The sequence below is a fragment of the Streptomyces sp. MspMP-M5 genome (genome assembly GCF_000373585.1).
Taxonomy (GTDB): Bacteria; Actinomycetota; Actinomycetes; order Streptomycetales; family Streptomycetaceae; genus Streptomyces.
Map to the genome: position 1 here is coordinate 19,991 of NZ_KB891882.1, position 20,792 is coordinate 40,782.

17 protein-coding genes and 1 pseudogene are annotated in these 20,792 nt (G+C 74.6%); 8 read left to right on the top strand and 10 right to left on the bottom strand.

Features of this window, described 5'->3' with window-relative positions; all coding sequences use genetic code 11:
• Positions 1 to 98: 98 nt before the first annotated feature.
• Complete coding sequence (locus B073_RS0111315) at positions 99 to 4,844, bottom strand: ATP-dependent helicase (protein ID WP_018538206.1); 4,746 nt, start codon at positions 4,842 to 4,844, stop codon at positions 99 to 101.
• A gap of 132 nt (positions 4,845 to 4,976) precedes the next feature.
• On the opposite strand from B073_RS0111315, the gene B073_RS0111320 reads away from it, so the two are divergent.
• From B073_RS0111320 to B073_RS0111330, 3 genes are all read left to right on the top strand, one after another.
• Positions 4,977 to 5,876 carry an AraC family transcriptional regulator gene (locus B073_RS0111320; RefSeq protein WP_018538207.1) on the top strand — a complete coding sequence of 300 codons (900 nt, stop codon included), beginning with the start codon at positions 4,977 to 4,979 and terminating at the stop codon, positions 5,874 to 5,876.
• Positions 5,877 to 6,000: 124 nt separating this feature from the next.
• Positions 6,001 to 6,807 (top strand): AzlC family ABC transporter permease, encoded by an 807-nt coding sequence (locus B073_RS0111325; RefSeq protein ID WP_051093987.1) that lies wholly within the window; start codon positions 6,001 to 6,003, stop codon positions 6,805 to 6,807.
• Complete coding sequence (locus B073_RS0111330) at positions 6,804 to 7,112, top strand: AzlD domain-containing protein (RefSeq protein ID WP_018538209.1); 309 nt, start codon at positions 6,804 to 6,806, stop codon at positions 7,110 to 7,112. The genes B073_RS0111325 and B073_RS0111330 overlap by 4 nt, the downstream gene beginning before the upstream one ends.
• A 47-nt stretch (positions 7,113 to 7,159) precedes the next feature.
• On the opposite strand, the gene B073_RS0111335 is transcribed toward B073_RS0111330, so the two are convergent.
• Positions 7,160 to 8,083, bottom strand: coding sequence for a hypothetical protein (locus tag B073_RS0111335; protein WP_018538210.1), 924 nt, complete (start codon positions 8,081 to 8,083; stop codon positions 7,160 to 7,162).
• A gap of 562 nt (positions 8,084 to 8,645) precedes the next feature.
• Here B073_RS0111335 and B073_RS0111345 point away from each other — a divergent pair.
• The gene (locus tag B073_RS0111345) at positions 8,646 to 10,061 is read left to right on the top strand and encodes a hypothetical protein (RefSeq protein WP_018538212.1); all 1,416 of its coding nucleotides are present in this window, start codon (positions 8,646 to 8,648) and stop codon (positions 10,059 to 10,061) included.
• A 626-nt stretch (positions 10,062 to 10,687) separates the two neighbouring features.
• Here B073_RS0111345 and B073_RS47750 read toward each other — a convergent pair.
• The 5 genes and pseudogenes from B073_RS47750 to B073_RS0111370 all read right to left on the bottom strand — a co-directional run.
• Positions 10,688 to 11,251: pseudogene (locus B073_RS47750) on the bottom strand (TerD family protein); the annotation flags it as partial.
• A gap of 178 nt (positions 11,252 to 11,429) precedes the next feature.
• On the bottom strand, positions 11,430 to 12,122 hold the full coding sequence (locus tag B073_RS0111355; RefSeq protein WP_018538214.1) for a hypothetical protein: 693 nt from the start codon (positions 12,120 to 12,122) through the stop codon (positions 11,430 to 11,432).
• A gap of 45 nt (positions 12,123 to 12,167) precedes the next feature.
• A complete protein-coding gene (locus tag B073_RS0111360; protein ID WP_018538215.1) occupies positions 12,168 to 12,545 on the bottom strand; it encodes an ArsR/SmtB family transcription factor in 378 nt (125 codons plus the stop codon).
• A 142-nt stretch (positions 12,546 to 12,687) separates the two neighbouring features.
• The gene (locus B073_RS0111365) at positions 12,688 to 14,331 is read right to left on the bottom strand and encodes an LCP family protein (RefSeq protein WP_018538216.1); all 1,644 of its coding nucleotides are present in this window, start codon (positions 14,329 to 14,331) and stop codon (positions 12,688 to 12,690) included.
• On the bottom strand, positions 14,324 to 14,863 hold the full coding sequence (locus B073_RS0111370; protein WP_018538217.1) for a DUF6542 domain-containing protein: 540 nt from the start codon (positions 14,861 to 14,863) through the stop codon (positions 14,324 to 14,326). Before B073_RS0111370 ends, B073_RS0111365 begins: the two co-directional genes overlap by 8 nt.
• A gap of 416 nt (positions 14,864 to 15,279) precedes the next feature.
• Here B073_RS0111370 and B073_RS0111375 point away from each other — a divergent pair, with 416 nt between their 5' ends.
• Positions 15,280 to 15,474 carry a DUF3046 domain-containing protein gene (locus B073_RS0111375; protein WP_018538218.1) on the top strand — a complete coding sequence of 65 codons (195 nt, stop codon included), beginning with the start codon at positions 15,280 to 15,282 and terminating at the stop codon, positions 15,472 to 15,474.
• A gap of 135 nt (positions 15,475 to 15,609) precedes the next feature.
• Entirely contained in the window at positions 15,610 to 16,887 is a 1,278-nt protein-coding gene (locus B073_RS0111380; RefSeq protein ID WP_037811493.1) for an AI-2E family transporter, read from the top strand.
• 128 nt (positions 16,888 to 17,015) lie between these two features.
• Here B073_RS0111380 and B073_RS0111385 read toward each other — a convergent pair whose 3' ends face one another.
• Positions 17,016 to 17,567, bottom strand: coding sequence for an SMI1/KNR4 family protein (locus tag B073_RS0111385; RefSeq protein WP_026247271.1), 552 nt, complete (start codon positions 17,565 to 17,567; stop codon positions 17,016 to 17,018).
• 316 nt (positions 17,568 to 17,883) lie between these two features.
• Here B073_RS0111385 and recA point away from each other — a divergent pair, with 316 nt between their 5' ends.
• Together recA and recX are read left to right on the top strand one after the other, a co-directional pair.
• On the top strand, positions 17,884 to 19,005 hold the full coding sequence (recA, locus tag B073_RS0111390) for a recombinase RecA (RefSeq protein ID WP_018538221.1): 1,122 nt from the start codon (positions 17,884 to 17,886) through the stop codon (positions 19,003 to 19,005).
• Between the two features lie 6 nt (positions 19,006 to 19,011).
• Positions 19,012 to 19,680 carry a recombination regulator RecX gene (gene recX / locus B073_RS0111395; RefSeq protein ID WP_018538222.1) on the top strand — a complete coding sequence of 223 codons (669 nt, stop codon included), beginning with the start codon at positions 19,012 to 19,014 and terminating at the stop codon, positions 19,678 to 19,680.
• Positions 19,681 to 19,778: 98 nt separating this feature from the next.
• Here the strand turns inward: recX and B073_RS0111400 are convergent, their stop codons facing one another.
• Positions 19,779 to 20,156, bottom strand: a complete 378-nt coding sequence (locus B073_RS0111400; protein ID WP_018538223.1) for a rhodanese-like domain-containing protein — start codon at positions 20,154 to 20,156, stop codon at positions 19,779 to 19,781.
• Between the two features lie 76 nt (positions 20,157 to 20,232).
• Positions 20,233 to 20,772, bottom strand: a complete 540-nt coding sequence (locus tag B073_RS0111405) for a cysteine dioxygenase (RefSeq protein ID WP_018538224.1) — start codon at positions 20,770 to 20,772, stop codon at positions 20,233 to 20,235.
• Positions 20,773 to 20,792: the final 20 nt, after the last annotated feature.

Sequence of the window (20,792 nt, forward strand, 5' to 3'; positions counted from 1 at the left end):
GCACCGGCGGGTGGTGGCGGGCGCCGAGCGCCGGACGCCGGGCGGGCGTGCCCGACCCGGCCCTGCTCGTCCCGGACCGGTGCCCGCCGCTGCCTGGGTCAGCCGCGCAGCCGCAGGCCCCTAGGTGTCGGGTGGAAGCCCGCGGCCTCCAGGACCGGCGCGAAGGGGGAGGTGAGGGCGGCGGTGCCGTTGATGCGCTCGGTGGTGAGGGTGCCGACGGCGCCGGCCCGGGCGGCGTCGGTGAGGGCTTCCACGGCGGAGCGGAGACGGGCGTCGGCGGCGGCCTCGGCAGGGTCGGGGCTCAGGGGCCATATCAGCAGGGTCTTGCCGCCGCGCTCCAGATAGAGCGCCAGCTCGCCGTCGACCAGGACGACCAGGGAGCCCGCCTTGCGGCCCGGTTTGTGGGTGGCCCCCTCGGGCGGCTCGGGCCAGGACAGGGCGGCGCCGTAGGCGTTGGCAGGGTCGGCGGCGGCAAGGACCAGGGCGCGCGGTGGCCCGCCGCGGCGGGGCTGCCCCGGGCCGCCCTCCGGGAACGGGGCGTCGGCGCCGCGCTCGCGCTGGGTACTGATCGCGCGCAGCCGGTCCACCGCGCCGTCCATCGCGAACTGGGCGGCGCCCAGCCCCTCGACGACATAGCCACGGCGGGCCTGCCCGGACTCCTCGAAGACGGACAGCACGCGATACGCGGCGGAGAAGCCGCCGGCGACCCCCTCGGCGGCGACCGCGCCGCGGGTGACGATGCCGTGCCGGTCCAGGAGCGTACGGGCCAGGGCGTGGGCGCGGTGGGTCGGATCGGGCTCGGGGGCGGGCAGCAGCGACCAGCGGCCGCCGACCGTCGGCGGGCCGGAGCGGGAGGCCGTGGGGCGGGCGGCCGCGGTCAGCGTGCCGTACCGGCCCCGGGGGACGGCGCGGCGGGCGCGGTGGGCCGTGGAGCCCGCGGTACGGCCCGAGCCCAGCAGGGCGCGCAGCGGGGCCAGGGTGTCGTTGGTGAGCCGGCCCGACCAGGCCAGCTCCCACAGGGCGTCGGCGAGCTGCGGATCGGTGGCGTCCGGGTGGGTGGTGGCGCGGACCTGGTCGGCGATCTGCCGGAAGAACAGGCCGTACCCGGGGGCGAGGGCGGCGAGCAGCGACTCGTGCAGCGCGGAGAGCTCCAGGGGCAGCGGGGGCGGGAGCAGCAGCGGCGCGGCGTCGGCGAGATGGAGGGAGAGCCAGCCGTCCTTGCCGGGCAGCGCGCCGGCGCCGGCCCAGAGCACCTCGCCGGTGGCGGTCAGCTCGTCCAGCAGGGCCGGGGTGTAGCCGCCGACCCGGGACGGCAGGATCAGCTTCTCCAGGGCGGAGGCCGGCACCGGGGCGCCCTGGAGCTGCTCGACGGCGCGGACCAGGCCGTCGATGCCGCGCAGTCCGGAGGCGGAGGCGGCGACCGGTGGCGCGGGCGCACCGGCGGCCGGTGCCGGGCGCGGCGCGCCGACGTGCTGCCACTGGGGGAGGAAGGCGGCCAGCGCGGCGGGCGGCACCGGCTCCAGCTCCTCGCGCAGCGCGGCCAGCGAGCGGCGGCGCAGCCGGCGCAGCACCTGGGCGTCGCACCATTCCTGGCCGATGCCCTCCGGGTGGAACTCGCCCTGGACGAGACGGCCGGCGGCGGCCAGGCGGTGCAGGGCGCCGTCGGTGACGGCGGTGCCGAGGCCGAAGCGGGCGGCGGCCTGCTCGGAGGTGAACGGGCCGTGGGTGCGGGCATAACGGGACAGCAGATCGCCCAGCGGGTCCTTGACCGGTTCGGTGAACGACTCGGGGACGCCGACCGGGAGTGCGGTGCCCAGGGCGTCCCGGAGCCGGCCGGCGTCTTCGACGGCGGCCCAGTGCTCGGCGCCGGCGATCCGCACCCGGATGGCGCGCCGGGCGGCGGCCAGCTCCGCGGCCCAGGCCGGCTCCGCGCCGCGCTCGGCCAGCTCGGCGTCGGTCAGCGGCCCGAGCAGCCGCAGGACGTCGGCGACGCCCTCGACGTCCTTGACGCGGCGGTCCTCGGTGCGCCACTGCAGCTCGGCCTCCAGCTCCGCCAGCACCCGGGCGTCCAGCAGCTCGCGCAGCTCGGCCCGGCCCAGCAGCTCGGCCAGCAGCCGGGAGTCCAGGGACAGCGCGGCGGCGCGGCGCTCGGCGAGCGGGGAGTCGCCCTCGTAGAGGAACTGGGCGACATAGCCGAAGAGCAGGGAGCGGGCGAACGGGGACGGCTCCGGGGTCGTGACCTCCACCAGGCGGACCCGGCGGGCCTCGATGTCGGCCATCAGCTCCGTCAGACCGGGGACGTCGAAGACGTCCTGGAGGCACTCGCGGACCGCCTCCAGGACGATCGGGAACGAGCCGAACTCACTGGCCACCTGGAGGAGTTGGGCGGCGCGCTGGCGCTGCTGCCACAGCGGGGTGCGCTTGCCGGGGCTGCGGCGGGGCAGCAGCAGGGCACGGGCCGCGCACTCCCGGAAACGGGAGGCGAACAGCGCGGAGCCGCCGACCTGGTCCGTGACGAGCTGGTCGACCTCGCCGTGCTCGAAGACCACGTCGGCGGCGCCCACCGGGGACTGCTCGGGGTCGTACTCCGCGCGGTCCGCGGCGCCGAAGCCGCCGTCGCCGTCGAGGAGGTCCAGGCCCATCAGGTCGGCGTCCGGGAGCCGCAGCACGATGCCGTCGTCGGCGTGCATCACCTGGGCGTCCAGGCCGTAGCGCTCGGCGAGGCGGGCGCCCAGGGCCAGTGCCCAGGGGGCGTGCACCTGCGCGCCGAAGGGGGAGTGGATGACGACGCGCCAGTCGCCCAGCTCGTCCCGGAAGCGCTCGACGACGATGGTGCGGTCGTCCGGGACATGGCCGCAGGACTGGCGCTGCTCGGCGAGATAGGCCAGGACGTTGGAGACCGCCCGGCCGTCGAGCCCGGCGGCTGTGAGCCGGGCGCCGGCGTCCCCGGGGGAGAGCGCACCGATCTCCCGGAGGAACGCGCCCAGCGCGCGGCCCAGTTCGAGCGGGCGGCCGAGCTGGTCGCCCTTCCAGAACGGCAGCCGGCCGGGCACCCCGGGGGCGGGGGTGACCAGGACGCGGTCGCGGGTGATGTCCTCGATGCGCCAGGACGTCGTGCCGAGGGTGAAGACGTCGCCCACGCGGGATTCGTAGACCATCTCCTCGTCGAGCTCTCCGACCCGTCTCCCGCCGCCCTTGGCGGAGCTCTCGCCGGCGAGGAAGACGCCGAACAGCCCGCGGTCCGGGATCGTGCCGCCGGACGTGACGGCCAGCCGCTGGGCACCGGGGCGGCCGGTGACGGTCTGCGCGACGCGGTCCCAGACCAGGCGCGGGCGCAGCTCGGCGAAGGCGTCGGACGGATAGCGCCCGGCGAGCATGTCCAGCACGGCGGTGAAGGCGGACTCCGGGAGCGCGGTGAACGGGGCCGCCCGGCGGACCACCGCGAGCATCTCCTCGACGTCCCAGGTGTCCAACGCGGCCATCGCGACCAGCTGTTGGGCCAGCACGTCCAGCGGATTGGCGGGCACCCGCAGCGCCTCGATGGCGCCCGAGCGCATCCGTTCGGTGACCACCGCGGCCTGCACCAGATCGCCGCGGTACTTGGGGAAGACGATGCCCTTGGACACCGCGCCGACCTGGTGGCCGGCCCGGCCCACCCGCTGGAGACCGGAGGCCACCGACGGCGGCGACTCCACCTGGACGACCAGGTCGACGGCGCCCATGTCGATGCCCAGCTCCAGACTGGACGTGGCGACCACCGCCGGCAGCCGGCCGGCCTTGAGATCCTCCTCCACAAGGGCCCGCTGCTCCTTGGACACCGAGCCGTGGTGGGCGCGGGCCAGCAGCGGCGGGGCGCCCCTGGCAGCGCCGGCCTCGGCCATCAGCTCGGCGGGAGAGTGGTGCTCCGGAAGCGGCTCGCCCATGGCGCGCTCGTAGGCGATCTCGTTGAGGCGGTTGCACAAACGCTCGGCGAGGCGGCGGGAGTTGGCGAAGACGATCGTGGAGCGGTGGGCCTGGACGAGATCGGCGATCCGCTCCTCGACCTGCGGCCAGATGGACGGCTTCTCGCCCGTCTCGCCCTCCTGGACGGGGGCGCTGCCGAGCTTTCCCATGTCCTCCACCGGGACGACCACCGAGAGGTCGAACCGCTTGCCGGAAGGCGGCTGGACGATCTCCACCCGGCGCCGCGGCGACAGATAGCGCGCCACCTCCGCCACCGGGCGGACCGTCGCGGAGAGCCCGATCCGGCGTGCCGGGCGGTCGAGCAGCTCGTCTAGCCGCTCCAGGGACAGCGCCAGATGGGCGCCGCGCTTGGTGCCGGCGACCGCGTGCACCTCGTCCAGGATGACTGTCTCGACGCCGGCCAGCGCCTCCCGGGCGGCGGAGGTCAGCATCAGGAACAGCGACTCGGGCGTGGTGATGAGGATGTCCGGCGGGCGGGTGGCCAGCGCGCGGCGCTCGGCGGCCGGGGTGTCGCCGGAGCGGATGGCGACGCGGAGGTCCGGCTCCGGCAGCCCGAGGCGGACCGACTCCTGGCGGATCCCCGTCAGCGGGCTGCGCAGATTCCGCTCCACGTCGACCGCGAGGGCCTTCAGGGGCGAGACGTACAGCACCCGGCAGCGCTTCTTGGGCTCGGCCGGCGGCGGGGTGCTCGCCAGCGCGTCCAGCGACGCCAGGAACGCGGCCAGCGTCTTGCCGGAGCCCGTCGGCGCCACCACCAGGACGTCGGAGCCCGCGGCGATGGCCCGCCAGGCGCCCTCCTGCGCGGCGGTGGGCGCGCTGAACGCCCCGGCGAACCAGCCGCGGGTCGCGGGCGAGAACGAATCGAGCGCTGCCTCGGTCATGTTCCCCATCGTGCACCGGACCACTGACAATCGGTCCGGAGCCGGCCGGAGCCGCGCCGCGGACCGGCCCCGCGGCCGTCCAGGGTGCGGACGCCCCGCCGCCCGGCCGCCCGGCACCCGCACAATGAGGGCATGGCCATGATCGACGCGGAGGGTGCGCGGACCGCGCCGCGGGCCCGCGACGAGTGGGCGCGCCACTGGCACCACCCCGGGCTGCCCGGCCTCGACCTGCTGCGCGCCCGCTACGTCCGGCACTCCTTCCCGCGCCACGCCCACGACGGCTATGTGCTGTGCGCGGTCACCTCCGGGATCGAGGCGATCGGCCTGCGGGACGGTGTCGTCCGGGCGGGCCCCGGCGCCATCGTGATGATCAATCCGGAGGTGCCGCACACTGCACAGGCCGGCGCCCCCGAGGGCTGGGCCTACGCCACGCTCTACCCCTCTGCGGAACTCGTCGCCGGGATCGCCCGGGAGACCACCGGGCTGCGCGGCACCGCGGGCTTCGTCCGGACCGTCGCCGACGAGCCCGGCGTCGCCCGGCTGATCGCCGGTGTCCACCGGGCCGCCGAGGCCGGCAACACGCTGGCCGCCGACAGCCTGCTGCGCGGCGTCGTGGCCCGTCTGCTGCGCGGCCATGGGGGCGCGCTGCCGTCCCGCGTCGCCCCGTCGGCGGGCGCCCGTACCGCCGCCCGGGCCCGCACCGTCCTGGAGGAGCGGATGGCCGATCCGCCCACCCTGGAGGAACTCGCCTCGGAGCTGGGTACCGGGCCGTTCGCGCTGCTGCGGGCCTTCCGGGCCGTGTACGGGATGCCGCCGCACACCTGGCTCACCGACGCCCGGGTGCGGCGGGCGCGGCTGCTCCTGGAGGCCGGCACCCCGCCCTCCGAGGCGGCCGTGTCGGTCGGGTTCACCGACCAGCCGCACCTGAACCGGCACTTCACCCGGATCGTCGGGGTGCCGCCGGGCGCGTACCGGCGGGAGCGCGCGGCGGGCGCAAGAACGTACAAGACCGTGGGGGAGGCCGCCTCCTAGCCTCCGGGGCGTGGCAGAACACGCAGACAGCGCAGCGACCGCAGAGACAGCGCACCCCGTGCCCGTGGCGGCGGGGACCGATCCCGTACAGCGCGCGGAGATACGCACCGCCCGGGTCCGCGCCGTGGAACGACCAGGCACCGGGGCCCATGGCGAACCACCGCCCGTGGCGGAGCGGCCCGACGCCGCCGTCATCCGGGACGCGCTCGGCGTCGGCGTCGCCGTGGGGCTGTCCGGCTTCGCCTTCGGTGTGACGGCCGCCGGCGCCGGGCTCTCCCTGTGGCAGAGCGGTGCCCTGAGCCTCCTGGTCTTCACCGGGGCCTCACAGTTCGCCCTGGTGGGCGCGCTCGCCGCGGGCGGCAACCCGTTCACCGCCGCGGCCGGCGCCCTCTTCCTGGGCGTCCGCAACGCCTTCTACGGGCTGCGGCTCTCCGCCGTCCTCGGCTACCGGGGCGCGGCCCGGCCGCTGGCCGCCCACTGGGTCATCGACGAGACCGCCGCCGTCACCCTGGCCCAGCCCGGCCGACGCAGCGCGCGGCTGGGCTTCACCGTCACCGGTCTGTCGCTGTACGTCCTGTGGAACCTCACGACGCTCGTCGGCGCCCTGGGGGCCCGGGCGCTCGGCGACACCGCCGCCTGGGGCCTGGACGCGGCCGTCCCCGCGGTCTTCGTGGCGCTGCTCGCGCCGATGCTGCGGACCGCCGTGGAACGGTGCACGGCCGGCCTCGCCGTACTGCTGCTCATGGTGACGCTGCCGGTCCTGCCGGCGGGCGTGCCGGTGCTGCTCGCGGCGCTCGCCGCGCCCGCGGTCCTCGCCGTCCAGGGGCGGAGGCGGCGGACGTCCGCCCCACGGGAGACGGCCCCCGCCGGGCCGTCGCCACAGGAGCGGGCCGACGCGGACCGCGCCACTGCGGGGGAGGACCGGGCATGAACATCTGGATCTCGATCGGCGTCACCGCCGTCGGCTGCTACCTGGTCAAATTCCTCGGCCTGTCGGCGCCCGCTGGCGTCCTGGAACGCCCCCTCGTCAAGCGGCTGGCCGCGCTGCTCCCGGTGGCCCTGCTGGCCGCGCTGACCGCCCAGCAGACCTTCAGCGACGGCCGGCACCTGATGCTGGACGCCAAGGCCGCCGGGGTCGCCGCCGTCGTCGTGGCGCTGCTGCTGCGCGCCCCGTTCCTGCTGATAGTCGCCGTCGCGGTGGCCGTCACCGCGGGGGTGCGTGCCCTGGGCGGGTGACCGCTTCGACGGGCCGCCGCGGGGCCGGCGGCGCGGTCACCCGCCCGTCAGCCCAGTGGCCGCCCGTATGCCCGGAGTGTCAGCAGCGCCTCCAAGGTGACCATCGGGCGGCCCTCCAGCTCCGTACCGGGCGCCCAGAGGCGCCAGTTGACGGGCCATCCGCCGTCCTCCCCCTGGAGCGCGACGAGGTGGTCCAGGGCCCGGTCCATCTCCTGGTCGGTGAACCAGCCGCGGGCCAGTGAATCGGGCGCGGCCGCGAAGTCGTAGGCGAAGTGGTGCTCCCCGGGGGCGTACCCCTGCGGTACCGCGGCCTCGTCCGCCCGCTCCGGGTCCAGTACGACCAGCCCCTGCTCCCGTACCAGCCGGCCCAGCCGCCGCGCCGCCGCGGCCGCGCGCGGCCGGTCCGGGGCACCATCCAGGAACGCCACCGCCGCCGCGGCCTCGTAGGGATGGGTCCGCTCCAGGGACTCCACGGTCGCCCAGCAGTAGTCCGTGGCCCGGAACAGCCAGGCGTGCCATACCTGGTTGCGGTGCAGCAGCCCCACCACCGGGCCGGTCGCCAGCAGCGCGCTGGGCGGGGCGTCCACCACGGGGATCCAGGGCGCGGCCGGGTAGCCGCGCAAGGAGGGGTGCACCGCCGGCAGCGCCCCGTCCGGGGTCGAGATCCGCGTCAGGTAGCGGCAGATCCGCTCCACCCGGCGGCCGTCGCACCGCCCGATGCGGTCCAGGACCTTCAGCGCGTGCGCGGTGTGCAGCGGCTGGCTGACCGGGCCGCGCAGGTCGGGTTCCAGGGCGTGGCCGTAGCCGTCGTCGTCGTTGCGGTACGCGGTGAGCGCGGTCTCGACCGGGTCCGCGCCGCCGCCGAGGAAGTGGTACGCGAAGAGGCGCTGCTCCAGCAACCGGGCGGTCAGCCAGACGAAGTGCTCGGCGCGCGCCAGAGGGGTCGCTGGGGGGCTTGCATTTTCGGCCATGGCCCGACCGTAGGGGGCAGATCCCGCTGCGGTACGGGCACCGGGCCCGGTGCCCTCCCAGGGCGGGACCCTGGAGTCATGCGGTTGACGATCTCCGCGGCCGGTCGCGCGGGCGTCTCCAGGGGTGGACGGGGATTGCGGGTTCGCGGCGCGCATGCTGCAATGCCGCGCGTGAGGAGTCAACTCCCGCTGCACCGGCGCCTGTTCCTGGACCTCGCACGGCTCGCCTCCGCGGTGTGTCGTCCGGCGGGCCGCCGACTCTGACCCGTTCGTCCCTTTCGGTCGTGTTCGTCCCGGCCTCAGCCGGACCACTGCGCCCGGCCACCGCCCGCGATACGGGAGCCGGTCCGGTCACCCCAGTCGCCCCGGACGCCGGTGGTCCCGGCGTCGGCCATCGGGGCGGGCGCCAACCCGCCGTCCCGATCAGGTGGTTGGCGAGCCGCCGTCCCGTACTGCCGACGCCGTCCCGTGCGGCCCGCATGGGCGCCGGTCCCGCCCGCGCCGCCGACGCCACCGGCCGACGGTGTGCACCCTCCCCCTTCCCGACCCCTGGAGCCCATCCATGCCCCTGCGCAGCACCCGCGTCCTCGCGCTCGCCGCCGCCCTGGCCGTCGTCCTCGGCACGGCGGGGCCCGCGCGGGCCGCCGCCCCGCCCGCCAACCCGTACCTCGCCGCAGGCGGGGCCGGGGCCATGCACGGCGACACCGCCTCCTCGGACACCACGCCCCGCCGCGGCCCGGGGACCGGTGCGGTCGCCGTCCACCGCACTCCGCTGCGGTCCGCCTGCCCGACCGTGCTGGCCGGCCGGGACGGCTATCCGGTGGCCGTCTGCACCGGCATCTTCGACCGGGCGCCGCACGTCCGTCTCCTCGATCCGGCGACCGGCGCCCCGCTGGCCGAGCTGAAACTCGTCAAGTCCGGTGTACTGGGCGGCATATACAGCTATCTGGACGAGCGGGACCGGCTCGTGGTCGCCGACGGCTCCGGTACGCTGCTGCGGATCGCCCACGTCCGGACGCCGGGCGGCGGCTGGGAACTGAAGACCGTCGAGCGGACGCCGCTGACCGGTGCCGTGCCCTCCGGGGACGGCGTGGTCGGGCTCTCGCCAGACTGGCGGGGGCGGGTGTGGTTCGCGACCGCGCACGGCCGTGTCGGCACCGTGGACACCACGACGGGGACGGTGCGGACCGCGGCCCTCGGCGAGGCGGTGGCCAACTCCCTCTCCACCGCGCCCGAGGGCGCCGCGGTGGCCACCGACCACGCGCTGTACCTGCTGCGCACGGGCGCGGACGGGACGCCGCGGGTGGTGTGGCGGCGGGCCTACGACCGCGGGCCGGCCCGCAAACCGGGGCAGCTCAGCCATGGGACGGGGGCCACCCCGACGTTCTTCGGGCCGCGCACCGGCTCGGAATACCTGGCCATCACCGACAACGCCGCCCCTCAGGAGCACCTCATCGTGGTGGCCACCGAGGACGACCGCATCGTGTGCCGCATCCCGGTCCTCGACCCCAACGGGAGCGGCACCGAGAACTCGCCCATCGGGGCCGGCAACAGCGTGTACGTCGCGAGCACCTACGGCTATCCGTACCCGGCGGTGCCGGACGGCGCGGGCCCCGCCGAGCCCGCGGACGCGCCGTTCGGCGGCGGACTCACTCGGGTCGACATCGCCCCTGACGGCAGCGGCTGCGCGATCCGTTGGAACGCCGGGATCCGCTCGGCGGCGGTGCCCAAGCTGTCGGTCGCGGACGGCATGCTCTACACCGTCGAGCGCACCGGGATCCTCGACCCGGCGCGCATCGGCATCCTGGACCGCTACGACTTCCTGGCCGTGGACGCGGGGACCGGCCGGGTGGCGGGCCGGCGCCGCCTGGGGACCGGCTTCCTCTTCGACACCTTGCAGATGGCGGGCAACGCCACGGCCGGCGGGGTGTGGTGGCAGGGCACCGTCACCGGGGTGGTGCGGATCGCGCCGCGGTAGCCCGCGCGCGTCGGCGCCCGGCCGGACGCCACGGGGCGCGGCCGGGCGCGAGGGCGGTCACGCCGTGCGGCGGGCCGTCAGTAGTCGTCGCCCTCGTAGTAGTTGTTGACGACCACCTCGGGCTCGTCGTCGTCGAACGCCTCGTTCAGCAGCGCGCCGCCCACCAGGCCGGCGGCACCGGCGCCGATCAGCGCACCGGTGCCGAAGCGCCGGCCGCCGCCCTGCTGGGGCTGCTGCGGGTAGCCCTGCTGGGGATAGCCCGCCTGCGCCTGCTGCGGGTACCCCTGCTGGGTCGGCTGCGGATAGCCGGCCTGAGCCGGGGTGTAGAAGGGCGGTGTGGTGGTCTGCACCCGCTGCGCGCAGCCGCCGCAGGTCTGGATCTGCCGCGGCACGCCCCACTGCGGGGACCACATCACGGGCGTCATCCCGGGGCCGTGGTTGGGGTCGAAGAAGCAGGTCATGTCGGAACTTCCTGTCGGTTGCGGTGAGGTGGCCGAGGTGGGGCCCGATCCGGACGGGGCCGCTCCGGCGGCGGACGCCACGGCCACGGATGTCGCCGTGGGCGTGGGCGGTGCCGGCGGGGCGGTGCGGCCGGTGGGTGCTGTGGGGGCCGGGTCGGCGCGCAGTACGTCGACGCCGTAGTCCTGCGCGATGCCGGCGAGCCCGGAGGCGTAGCCCTGGCCGATGGCGCGGAACTTCCAGTCCGTGCCGTGGCGGTACAGCTCGCCGAAGACCATGGCGGTCTCGGTGGCGGCCTGGCCGGAGAGGTCGAAACGGGCCAGCTCGGCGCCGCCGGCCTGGTCGACCACGCGGATGTAGGCGCTGCCGAGCTGGCCGAAATTCTGCCGGCGCTGCTCGGCCTCGTAGATCGAGACCGGGAAGACGATCTTGGCGACCTCCGCGGGGACCGCCGCCAGATCCACCTCGATCTGCTCCCGGTCCTCGCCGGTGGGGCGGCTCCCGGAGTGCCGCACCGAGCCGTCGGGGCTGGTGAGGTTGTTGAAGAAGACGAAGTGCTGGTCGGAGAGGACCGCGCCGGACGCGCCGCACAGCAGCGCGCTGGCGTCCAGGTCGTGGCCGGTCCCCGCGGTGGCTGCGACCTGCCAGCCCAGCCCCACCCGGACGGCGGTCAGACCCGGGGCCTGTTTGCTGAGCGACACATTGCCGCCCTTGGTCAGGGCCACGCCCATGAGCTCCTCCATAACGTTCCCGGCATCAGGCGTCCGTGGGCTACAACGCCGAGGAAACCGGCAAGGTTCCCTGCCTTGCGCAATGCTTGAAGTATGCGGCTGAGAGGGCGTCAAGAGGGCACCGGCACCGTGTCCTGACGCCATCCTGTCGCCGTTCTGTCACCGTTCTGCGGTTCTGTCACATGGCGACGGCCCGCCCGGCCCGGTCCCAGTTGTCGTGCAGCCGGTCCAGGTAGGAGCCGGCCTGCGCGCCCGGCGCGGTGCCGCGGGCGAAGGCGAGCATGTTGCCGGCGCCGGCGTTGTAACCCAGGGCCAGCAGGTCGTCGCGCGAGAGCCGGGCGGGCCGGTCCGACGGCAGCCGGCGGTCCAGGTCGTGGAGGTACCACGCGGCCGCCTCCACGGCGAGGTTCCGGTCGTCGGGCAACTCCTCCCACGACCGCCCGGCGAAGTCCCGGCCGCGCTTGACCTCGTCGAAGGCGGCCCGGTGCATGTTGGCGATCCCGAACGCGGCGTCGGGCTTGTAGCGCTGCCAGGCCCGCTCCAGTGCCGGGTCGTGCGGCTTGTACGCCTCGTTGTAGAGGATCGCCATCAGCAACCTGGGGTGGATGCCGGCGGCCGCCGCGTACTTGCGCACCGCGGCGGCGCAGTCGGCCGGGTCGTAGGTCCCGTCCGCCCGCGGCGCCGGGTCACCACCACCGGGCGACGCGGACGGGGCAGCGCCCCGTGTGGCGGAGGCAGTGGCGGACGACGTGGGGGACGGGCCCGGCGCGGCGCCCGGGTCGGTGTGCCGGCCCGTATGCGTCATGGCCCAGAGCGCCAGGGCGGCGCCGGGCAGCACCAACCACCGCCACCGCACCCGGGATTCCGCCATCTCTCGCTCCTTCCGGCGTCCGCCGCTCCGGCGCGCGGCCGCCGCTCAGCCGCCCAGGCGGCGGAGCCCGGCCGGCGCGGTGTACGCCTCGCGGGCGGTGAGCTGGTCGACGAGGGTGCGCATCATCGCCACGGTGCCCGGGTCGTCGACGACGTAGACGACCCGGCGGCCCTCGCGGCGGGAGCGGACCAGGCCGGCCAGTTTGAGTTTGGACAGGTGCTGGCTGATGGCGGGCAGGGCGCCGCCGACGCGTTCGGCCAGTCCGCTGACGTCGCTCTCGCCCTGGGCCAGCGCCCAGACGATGTGCAGCCGCGGGGGCGAGGCCAGCAGCCCGAACAGGGCGGCCGCCTCGGCCAGCACCTCGGGGGACGGGTCGGCCACCGCGCCCGTTCCCTGCCCCGCGCCCTCGATGCTCTCCACCACTGCGGCTCTCCCCGTTCGTCGCCCCCGGTCGGGCCAGTCTAGGCGGCGCGCCCCCGGCCCGTACGGCCGCCGGTGCCGGCGGTGTCCCGGTGACGGCCGGGGGGTCCGGCGGTCACCGGTGCCACCGGCGGCTCTCCGGGCGTCAGTTGACGCAGGGGATGCCGCCCTCCTTGACGGAGTCGCCGGCGAAGGCGTTGTCGGACGGGGCGGACGACGGAGAACTGCCCGATGCGGGCTCGTCCGCGGGCTTCGCCGGCGGGGTGTTCGCCCCGGCGGCGGGCGGGGCCGTGAAGTCGGTGCCGAGGATGACCTGGACGCGTCCGGCGGGCACCGAGGCCGAGGAGACCGGCGTCGCGGTGTGCAGACGGTCGGCGATCTGCTGGGCGGCCTCCCGGGCACCGGACCCGTAGAGGACCGTGGTCCGCTGCCGGAGCGCGGCGTTGCCCGTGCTGCCCGCGGTGTAGCCGAGGCCGGTCAGCGCCTTGAGCTCCTCGGCCGCCGCCCCCTTCTTCGTCCCGCCCGACCCGTTGAGCACGTCCACGGTCGCCGGGGCGGCCTTCGTGGCCGGCGACGGCGTGCCGTCGCCCGAGCCGCCCCCGGAACCGGACTTCTCGCCGATCAGCGACTGCACGAGGGACCGGATCTTCGCCTCGTCCACAAGATTGACGGACTCGCGGTTGCGGGTGGCGAACCCGGCGATCGGCAGGGTGTGGAACACCACGTTCCCGCCGGTCAGGTTGGTGGCCTGCTGGGCGAAGTCCAGGACGTCGAACTTGCTGTCGATGACCAGGTCCTTCTTCACCACGTCGAGCAGCCCCTGGAGCTTGCCCAGGTCCGTGAAGACCCCCTGGCTCTTCAGCTTGTGGGTCACCGAGGAGATGAACGCCTGCTGGCGGTGGGTCCGGTCCAGGTCACCGCCGTCCAGGCCGTGCCGCTGCCGGACGAACGCCAGCGCCTGCTTGGGGTCGAGCTGTTGGTGCCCGGCCGGGAAGTCGGCGCCCGAATAGCGGTCCTTGACCGGGTGCTTCAGGCACACCTCGATCGGCTGGAGCACCTTGGCGATGTCGTAGAAGCCCAGCAGATTGACCTCGGCGAAGTGGTCGATCGGCACCTGGAGGAAGTTCTGGACGGTCGCCAGGGTCGCCTCCCGGCCGGCCTCCCGGCTCCGGCTCTCCAGGTCAGCACCCTTGACCCCTTGGGCGGAGAGCTTGTCGTGGGCGACCGTGTAGGCGTTGGCGTACGCCTCCTTGATCTTGAAGTGCCCCTGGGAGCTGCCGTCCCCGTTGAAGGTCTGCACGTAGTCGTCGCGCGGAACGGAGAACGCGGTGACCTTCCCGCCGTCCGCCGGAATGTGCATCAGGATCAGGGTGTTGGTGTTGTAGTAGCCGATGTCGCTGGATCCGGCGTGCAGTTGATCCTTGACGAACTCCCGCGGCAGGTCGTTGCCGTTCATGTCCTTGCGCGAGTCCAGGCCGATCAGCAGCAGGTTGACCGAGTTGTCCAGGTGCTTGGGCGCGTCCTTGCCGCCGATGGCGTTGAGCGCGTCGGAGGTGGTCAGCCCGCTGCTGACCCAGTTGTACGCCGCCCAGGACACCCCGCTGGCCAGGAGGACCAGCGCCGAGGAGAGGGCGAGCGCGGTCCGCCCGGCGACGACCAGGGGGGAGCGCCGCCGTCCGGCGCGCCCGTCGCCCGCCCGGCGGCGCGCGGCCCGTCCACCGGTTCCGCCGGCCGCCCGTCCACCCGCTCCGCGGGCGCTCCGCCCGTCGGGGCCGTGCTCGTCATGCACCGCTGTTCCTCCCGCTCCGCTTACGGCCGCCGCGCCGGCCGGCCCCTATGCCCCGGATCGCCAGCACCACGATCAGTGCCGCCTCGGCCGCCGCCATGGCCGGGAACCCGTCCACGGCCCAGCGCACCGCCGTCGTCGTCAGGCCCTTGCCCTGGACGGTGGTGGTGCCTGCCACCTGCTCGCACACCACGGTGAGCGCCGCCACCACCAGGGGCGGCGCGGATATCAGCCACCAGGCGCCCGCCCGCGTGCACGCCTTTCCGGCCAGCATCGCGCCGAGCGCCGCCGCCACCGCGCACACCCAGCCCGGCCGCCCGCCGAGCGCCGTATCGACCGCGGCACCCGCGGCCGTCAGAGCCAGTGCCACCAGGGCGGCCCGGACCCCCCGCCGCCCGCGGCCGGGTGCCGGCCCGATGCCGTCCGCTCCCGGGTGCCGGTCCTCGTGGTGACGGGGGCCCGGTACCCGGCGGCGGGCCGGTACCCGCGCCAGGTCGTCGTGCCCGTTGAGGGCTTCGGTGCGCTGACCTGTCATTCGCATCCTTTGGACGGGCCGGACCGGTGGGGCGGTCACGGGGCATGCTGCGCGGCGGCAGAAGAGGGCAGTTCCGGCCGGGAAGACGACGAATGTGCCGAGCCGGTTGCACATTCGAATGCATCATTGCGCAATTTAGCAAGTGTTTCGGCGTCGATCGGATCCGGTCACCGGGGGCGCGCTGTGTGGCGGGCCGGCTCGGGACGACAGATGGACGGCAGATGACCGGGCGGGCCGACGCCCGGCATCACGGCCCGGGGCCGTCCGCCCGGATCTTTGCCCGCCCCGGTCCTCGCTGGCCTTTCGTCCGGCCGTGGCGGTATGAAGGGAGCTGGGCCGGGACGCCCTCCCGGGCGCTCGCGCGGGAGGCGCGGGCCGGGAGACGTGCAGGCCGGAGCGGGTGCGAGGCGGGAATCATGCGGTTGACGGTGTTCTGGGAGCGGATGGCGGACCACTTCGGCGCGGGCTACGCCGACTCGTTCGCCCGCGATCACGTGATGTCGGAGCTCGGCGGCCGTACGGTCCACGAGGCGCTGGCGGCGGGCTGGAGCGCCAAAGAGGTGTGGCGGGTGGTCTGCGCGGTGATGGACGTGCCGCAGCACCAGCGCTGAGCGGGCCGGGGCCGGGTGTCGGTGCGGTGCGCGACACTTGGCAGCGTGTCCGTGACAGATGAGATCAGCAGCCACGACGGCCCCCGCCCCGACGACCCGCTGCGGGGCCGGCCCGCCGACCTGCGCGCGGAGCGGATGCCGCGCTGGCTGCCGCGTGCCATGGTGCTCGCGCTGGCGCTGGTGGCCTGCTTCCAGCTCGCCATCTGGGGGTTCCACCAGCTGATCGGCCTGCTGCTGAACGTCCTCATCGCGTTCTTCCTGGCGCTGGCCGTCGAGCCGGCCGTGGACTGGATGGCCGCCCGCGGCATGCGGCGCGGGCTCGCCACCGGCCTGGTGTTCCTCGCGATACTCGTCGGCACGGTCGGCTTCTTCGCGCTGCTGGGCTCCATGGTGGCCGGCCAGATCGCCACCATGGTCGAGGAGTTCCCGCAGTACCTGGACTCCGTCATCAGCTGGACCAACAGCACCTTCCACACCCACCTCTCCCGGGTCCAGGTGCAGAACAACCTGCTGAACTCCGACTGGCTCCAGAAGTACGTCCAGGACAGCGCCAACAACGTCCTGGCGGTCTCCGCGCAGGTGCTGGGCGGGCTGTTCAACCTCCTCACGGTCGCGCTGTTCTCGTTCTACTTCGCCGCCGACGGTCCCCGGCTGCGACGGGCGCTGTGCTCGGTGCTGCCGCCCCGCCGCCAGGCCGAGGTGCTGCGCGCCTGGGAGATCGCCGTCGCCAAGACCGGCGGGTACCTCTACTCCCGCGGCCTGATGGCGCTGATCTCCGGGGTGGCGCACTACGTCCTGCTGGAGATCCTGGGCGTCCCCTACGCCCCGGCGCTCGGCATATGGGTCGGCCTGATCTCGCAGTTCATCCCGACGATCGGCACGTATCTGGCGGGCGCGCTGCCCATCCTGATCGCGTTCACCGTCAACCCCTGGTACGCGCTGTGGGTCTTCGGCTTCGTCGTGGTCTACCAGCAGTTCGAGAACTACCTCCTTCAGCCGCGGATCACCGCCAGGACCGTGGACATCCACCCCGCCGTCGCGTTCGGCTCGGTGATCGCCGGTACGGCCCTGATGGGCGCGGTCGGCGCACTGATCGCGATCCCGGCCACCGCGACGCTGCAGGCGTTCCTGGGCGCGTACGTCAAGCGGTACGAGGTCACCGCGGAGCCGCGGGGCCGCTTCCGGGTCCGCCGCCGACGCGGAGGCCCGGAGGAGGCCGAGGCACCCGAGCCGGACCCGGCGTCGGGCGAGAGCCGGGACGCGGCCCGCGACGGCGAACGGGAGCCGACCCGCGGGCCGGGTGCCGGTGCGGCGCACGGCGCGGTGGACGGGGCACCCGACGGTGTGCTCGACGGAGTACCGGCCGAGGGGCGCGGCGGCGGAACGGGCGGGATGCGGCAGGACGGCAGATAACGTCCGGGCCTGTCCTGTGTCACCGAATCTTGAGTGGCGCCAACCAAGTTCGAGTGACCTGGATCACTCGCTCGTGATGCGGCCTACGCCGAAGGGCGGCGGGTCGGCCTGGCCGGCGTGACGCGTGTTCAGGGGCTCTCCAGCCAGTCGGTGTACCAGGTGCGAAAGCCGGGGCTCACCGGTACAAAGCCGCCCCAGTCCGGATCGAGCCCCCAGACCTGGCCGGCTCGCGGACCGTTCAGGATCAGCCGGATGAACATGCCGCAGCCCTGTTCGGCCAGCATGAGCGTGCCCCGGGTCAGCGCATCGGCCGGTGCGCCGATCCGGCCGGGCAGAGGTCCGGTGAGAGGGAACGGCTCGGCCGGCCGGCCCGGCAGCCGGTCTTCCCGCCACTCGGTATCCACGGCGCACTCCTCGTCGGCCTCCGGGCGGGGCACGGTCAACGGCATCAACCCATGGCAGGGTCCGGCGGGGCCGTCGCCCACCTCGGCGACGAAAGACCGGTACTCCACCGGTAGACCGATGCCATGGGATTCCTCGAACGCCCGGATCTCCGCCTCCGGCAGCCGAGGCGCCAACTCGTACCGGTGCGTGTCCGCCCCGAAGCGCACCCGCCCCGGATCCCGTGCCGCCATCTCCCGTATCCGTGCGCGTACGCCGTCCCCGTCCCAGCTCTCCATCCAGTGACCGTAACGGGGGCGTCTGCGCCCCTGGACCGCCGCACCCTCACGTCACGCGGCTGCCGGTGGCGGGCTTCGGCGGTGTGTCGGCACGGGCAAGGAGCGGCGCGATGTGGGTGGGTGGTGCGCTTGACACCAAAATCGAACATCCATTCTTATGGGGGAGCCGGCTGCCTGACGCGGTTGCGGCTCGCGGAGACGGCGGGCCGTCCGCGGAGTTATCCACAGGCCGGAGCCGGGTCCGGGCGCATTGTCAGTGGCAGGGGTTAGCGTCATGGACGTGAAGCGATCGACTCAAGCAAACCGGGTGGAACCCATGGCAGGCACCGACCGCGAGAAGGCGCTGGACGCCGCGCTCGCACAGATTGAACGGCAATTCGGCAAGGGCGCGGTCATGCGCATGGGCGAGCGGTCGAGGGAGCCCATCGAGGTCATCCCGACCGGCTCGACCGCGCTGGACGTCGCCCTCGGCGTCGGCGGCCTGCCGCGCGGCCGGGTCGTGGAGATCTACGGACCGGAGTCCTCCGGTAAGACCACCCTGACCCTGCACGCGGTGGCGAACGCGCAGAAGGCCGGCGGCCAGGTCGCGTTCGTGGACGCCGAGCACGCCCTCGACCCCGAGTACGCGAAGAAGCTCGGCGTCGACATCGACAACCTCATCCTGTCCCAGCCGGACAACGGCGAGCAGGCCCTGGAGATCGTCGACATGCTGGTCCGCTCCGGCGCCCTGGACCTCATCGTGATCGACTCCGTCGCCGCCCTGGTGCCGCGGGCCGAGATCGAGGGCGAGATGGGCGACTCCCACGTCGGCCTCCAGGCCCGTCTGATGAGCCAGGCCCTGCGCAAGATCACCAGCGCGCTCAACCAGTCCAAGACCACCGCGATCTTCATCAACCAGCTCCGCGAGAAGATCGGCGTGATGTTCGGCTCGCCGGAGACCACGACCGGTGGCCGCGCGCTGAAGTTCTACGCCTCCGTCCGGATCGACATCCGCCGGATCGAGACCCTCAAGGACGGCACCGAGGCGGTCGGCAACCGCACCCGCTGCAAGGTCGTCAAGAACAAGGTCGCGCCCCCCTTCAAGCAGGCCGAGTTCGACATCCTCTACGGCCAGGGCATCAGCCGCGAGGGCGGCCTGATCGACATGGGCGTCGACCACGGCTTCATCCGCAAGTCCGGCGCCTGGTACACCTACGAGGGCGACCAGCTCGGCCAGGGCAAGGAGAACGCCCGCAACTTCCTCAAGGACAACCCCGACCTCGCCAACGAGATCGAGAAGAAGATCAAGGAGAAGCTGGGCATCGGCGTGAAGCCGGCGGACGTCGCGGCGGAGCCCGACGCGGACGCCGCGGGCCCGGCGGAGGCGCCGGCCAAGGCCGCGCCGACGGCCGCCACCAAGAGCGCCAAGGGCGCCAAGGCCACGGCGGCCAAGAGCTGATCCGCCATGACACGGCGAACGGAATGGCCGGACGGCGCGGGCTTCCACGGCGCCGCCGGCGACACCGAGAACCGTAGCGGCCGCATGGGCGGCGCCGCCCCCGAGGACGGTGCCGCACGCAGGGACAGCGGTGGTTCCCGCCCGTCGAGGGCCGGGTCGGGACCGCCGCGCACGCCCGAGGAGCAGGCGCGGGCGATCTGCCTGCGCCTGCTCACCGGGAGCCCGCGCACCCGCCGGCAGCTCGCGGACGCCCTGCGGGAGCGGGGCATCCCCGACGAGGCGGCGGACGAGGTGCTCGCCCGCTTCGAGGACGTCGGGCTGATCGACGACGCGGCGTTCGCCGACGCCTGGGTGGAGTCCCGGCACCACGGCCGGGGCCTGGCCCGCCGCGCCCTGGCCCGGGAGCTCCGCACCAAGGGGGTGGACTCCGCCGTCATCGACCAGGCCGTCGGCCGCCTCGATCCGGAGCAGGAGGAGACCACCGCCCGCGAGCTGGTCGACCGCAAGCTGCGCACCACCCGTGGCCTGGACCGCGACAAGCGGCTGCGCCGGCTGGCCGGCATGCTGGCCCGCAAGGGCTACCCGGAGGGCCTCGCCCTCCGCGTCGTCCGCCAGGCCCTGGAAGAGGAGGGCGAGGACCCGGAGATCCTGGACTCCCACCTACCGGACGCCTGACGGCCCGGCGGGCGGCAAGCCCGGGGCCTCCGGCTCGTACCCTGCCCCGCGACCTCAGCACCCCACCGGCCAGCTCCAGTCACCCCACCGCACAGGTGCTAGCGCTCCACCGGAAGCCCCGCCGCGCGCCATGCCTGGAAGCCGCCGATCAGGTCGGTCGCGCGGTGCAGGCCCAGCTGGTGCAGGGAGACCGCCGCCAGGCTGGAGGCGTAGCCCTCGTTGCAGATCACCACGACCGGCAGAGCGTGGTGGGTCGCCTCGGGGGCGCGGTGCTCACCCGTCGGATCGAGCCGCCACTCCAGCTCGTTGCGCTCGACGATCAGCGCCCCGGGGATGGTGCCGTCGCGTTCGCGCAGCAGCGCATAGCGGATGTCCACCAGTAGTCCGCCGGCTTCCTGGAGCGCCGCGGCCTCCGCCGGACCCACCCGGCTCAGCCCGCGCCGGGCCCGCGCCAGCAGCTCGTCGATCGCGCTCATACCGCGAACTCGCTTCGCCCGCCCGCGCGTTCGCGCGGCGCGCCGCTTCCCGGCCCGCGCTCGTTCCGCCCGCGCATCACCACTCCTCCGGTCGCTCGACCTCTTCCAGCCGAAGCACCGCCCCGCTGCGGCTGTAGCGCCGCATCAGCGGCAGCGGCGGATAGTAGGCGTGCACCGACACCGCATGGGTGTCGGGGGAGAGGTTGAGCACCTGATGGACGTGGTGCGGGCCGAACGCCCGGCCCCGTCCACCGCTCAGCCGGCGCTCCCGGTCGACACCGTCGGCGAGCTCCAGCGTCCGCCACCCCTCGGTGGGAATCGCGGCGGCCAGCGACTGCTCGGTCAGCTCCCCGGCGGCCGCAGCGAAGGCACCGCGCGAACCGCCGTGGTCGTGCCAGCCGGTGCCGGTGCCGGGCGGCCAGCCGATCAGCCACGCCTCGCTGCCGCCCGGCCCGTCGAGCCGGATCCAGGTGCGGCCCTCCGGATCGAGCGGCAGCGCGGCGACCAGCGCGCGGTCGGCGGCGGTACGGCGGACGAAGTCGAGGAGTTCGGCGGCGCCGGGGCCGCCGTCCTGAGCGCGGGCACGCGGCCGCGCAGGGGTGTGTACATCGGGCACGGGAACCGTCCTGAGTGATC

Excerpts from the sequence above, each read along its gene's own strand:
- B073_RS0111400 (WP_018538223.1), bottom strand. The coding sequence starts at position 20,156 with ATGAGCGCGATCGACGAGCTGCTGGCGCGGGCCCGGCGCGGGCTGAGC.
- recX (WP_018538222.1), top strand. The coding sequence starts at position 19,012 with ATGACACGGCGAACGGAATGGCCGGACGGCGCGGGCTTCCACGGCGCC.
- B073_RS0111335 (WP_018538210.1), bottom strand. The coding sequence starts at position 8,083 with ATGGCCGAAAATGCAAGCCCCCCAGCGACCCCTCTGGCGCGCGCCGAG.
- B073_RS0111370 (WP_018538217.1), bottom strand. The coding sequence starts at position 14,863 with ATGACAGGTCAGCGCACCGAAGCCCTCAACGGGCACGACGACCTGGCG.
- B073_RS0111320 (WP_018538207.1), top strand. The coding sequence starts at position 4,977 with ATGGCCATGATCGACGCGGAGGGTGCGCGGACCGCGCCGCGGGCCCGC.
- B073_RS0111330 (WP_018538209.1), top strand. The coding sequence starts at position 6,804 with ATGAACATCTGGATCTCGATCGGCGTCACCGCCGTCGGCTGCTACCTG.
- B073_RS0111385 (WP_026247271.1), bottom strand. The coding sequence starts at position 17,567 with ATGGAGAGCTGGGACGGGGACGGCGTACGCGCACGGATACGGGAGATG.
- B073_RS0111380 (WP_037811493.1), top strand. The coding sequence starts at position 15,610 with ATGCCGCGCTGGCTGCCGCGTGCCATGGTGCTCGCGCTGGCGCTGGTG.
- B073_RS0111345 (WP_018538212.1), top strand. The coding sequence starts at position 8,646 with ATGCCCCTGCGCAGCACCCGCGTCCTCGCGCTCGCCGCCGCCCTGGCC.
- B073_RS0111375 (WP_018538218.1), top strand. The coding sequence starts at position 15,280 with ATGCGGTTGACGGTGTTCTGGGAGCGGATGGCGGACCACTTCGGCGCG.
- B073_RS0111315 (WP_018538206.1), bottom strand. The coding sequence starts at position 4,844 with ATGACCGAGGCAGCGCTCGATTCGTTCTCGCCCGCGACCCGCGGCTGG.
- B073_RS0111355 (WP_018538214.1), bottom strand. The coding sequence starts at position 12,122 with ATGGCGGAATCCCGGGTGCGGTGGCGGTGGTTGGTGCTGCCCGGCGCC.
- recA (WP_018538221.1), top strand. The coding sequence starts at position 17,884 with ATGGCAGGCACCGACCGCGAGAAGGCGCTGGACGCCGCGCTCGCACAG.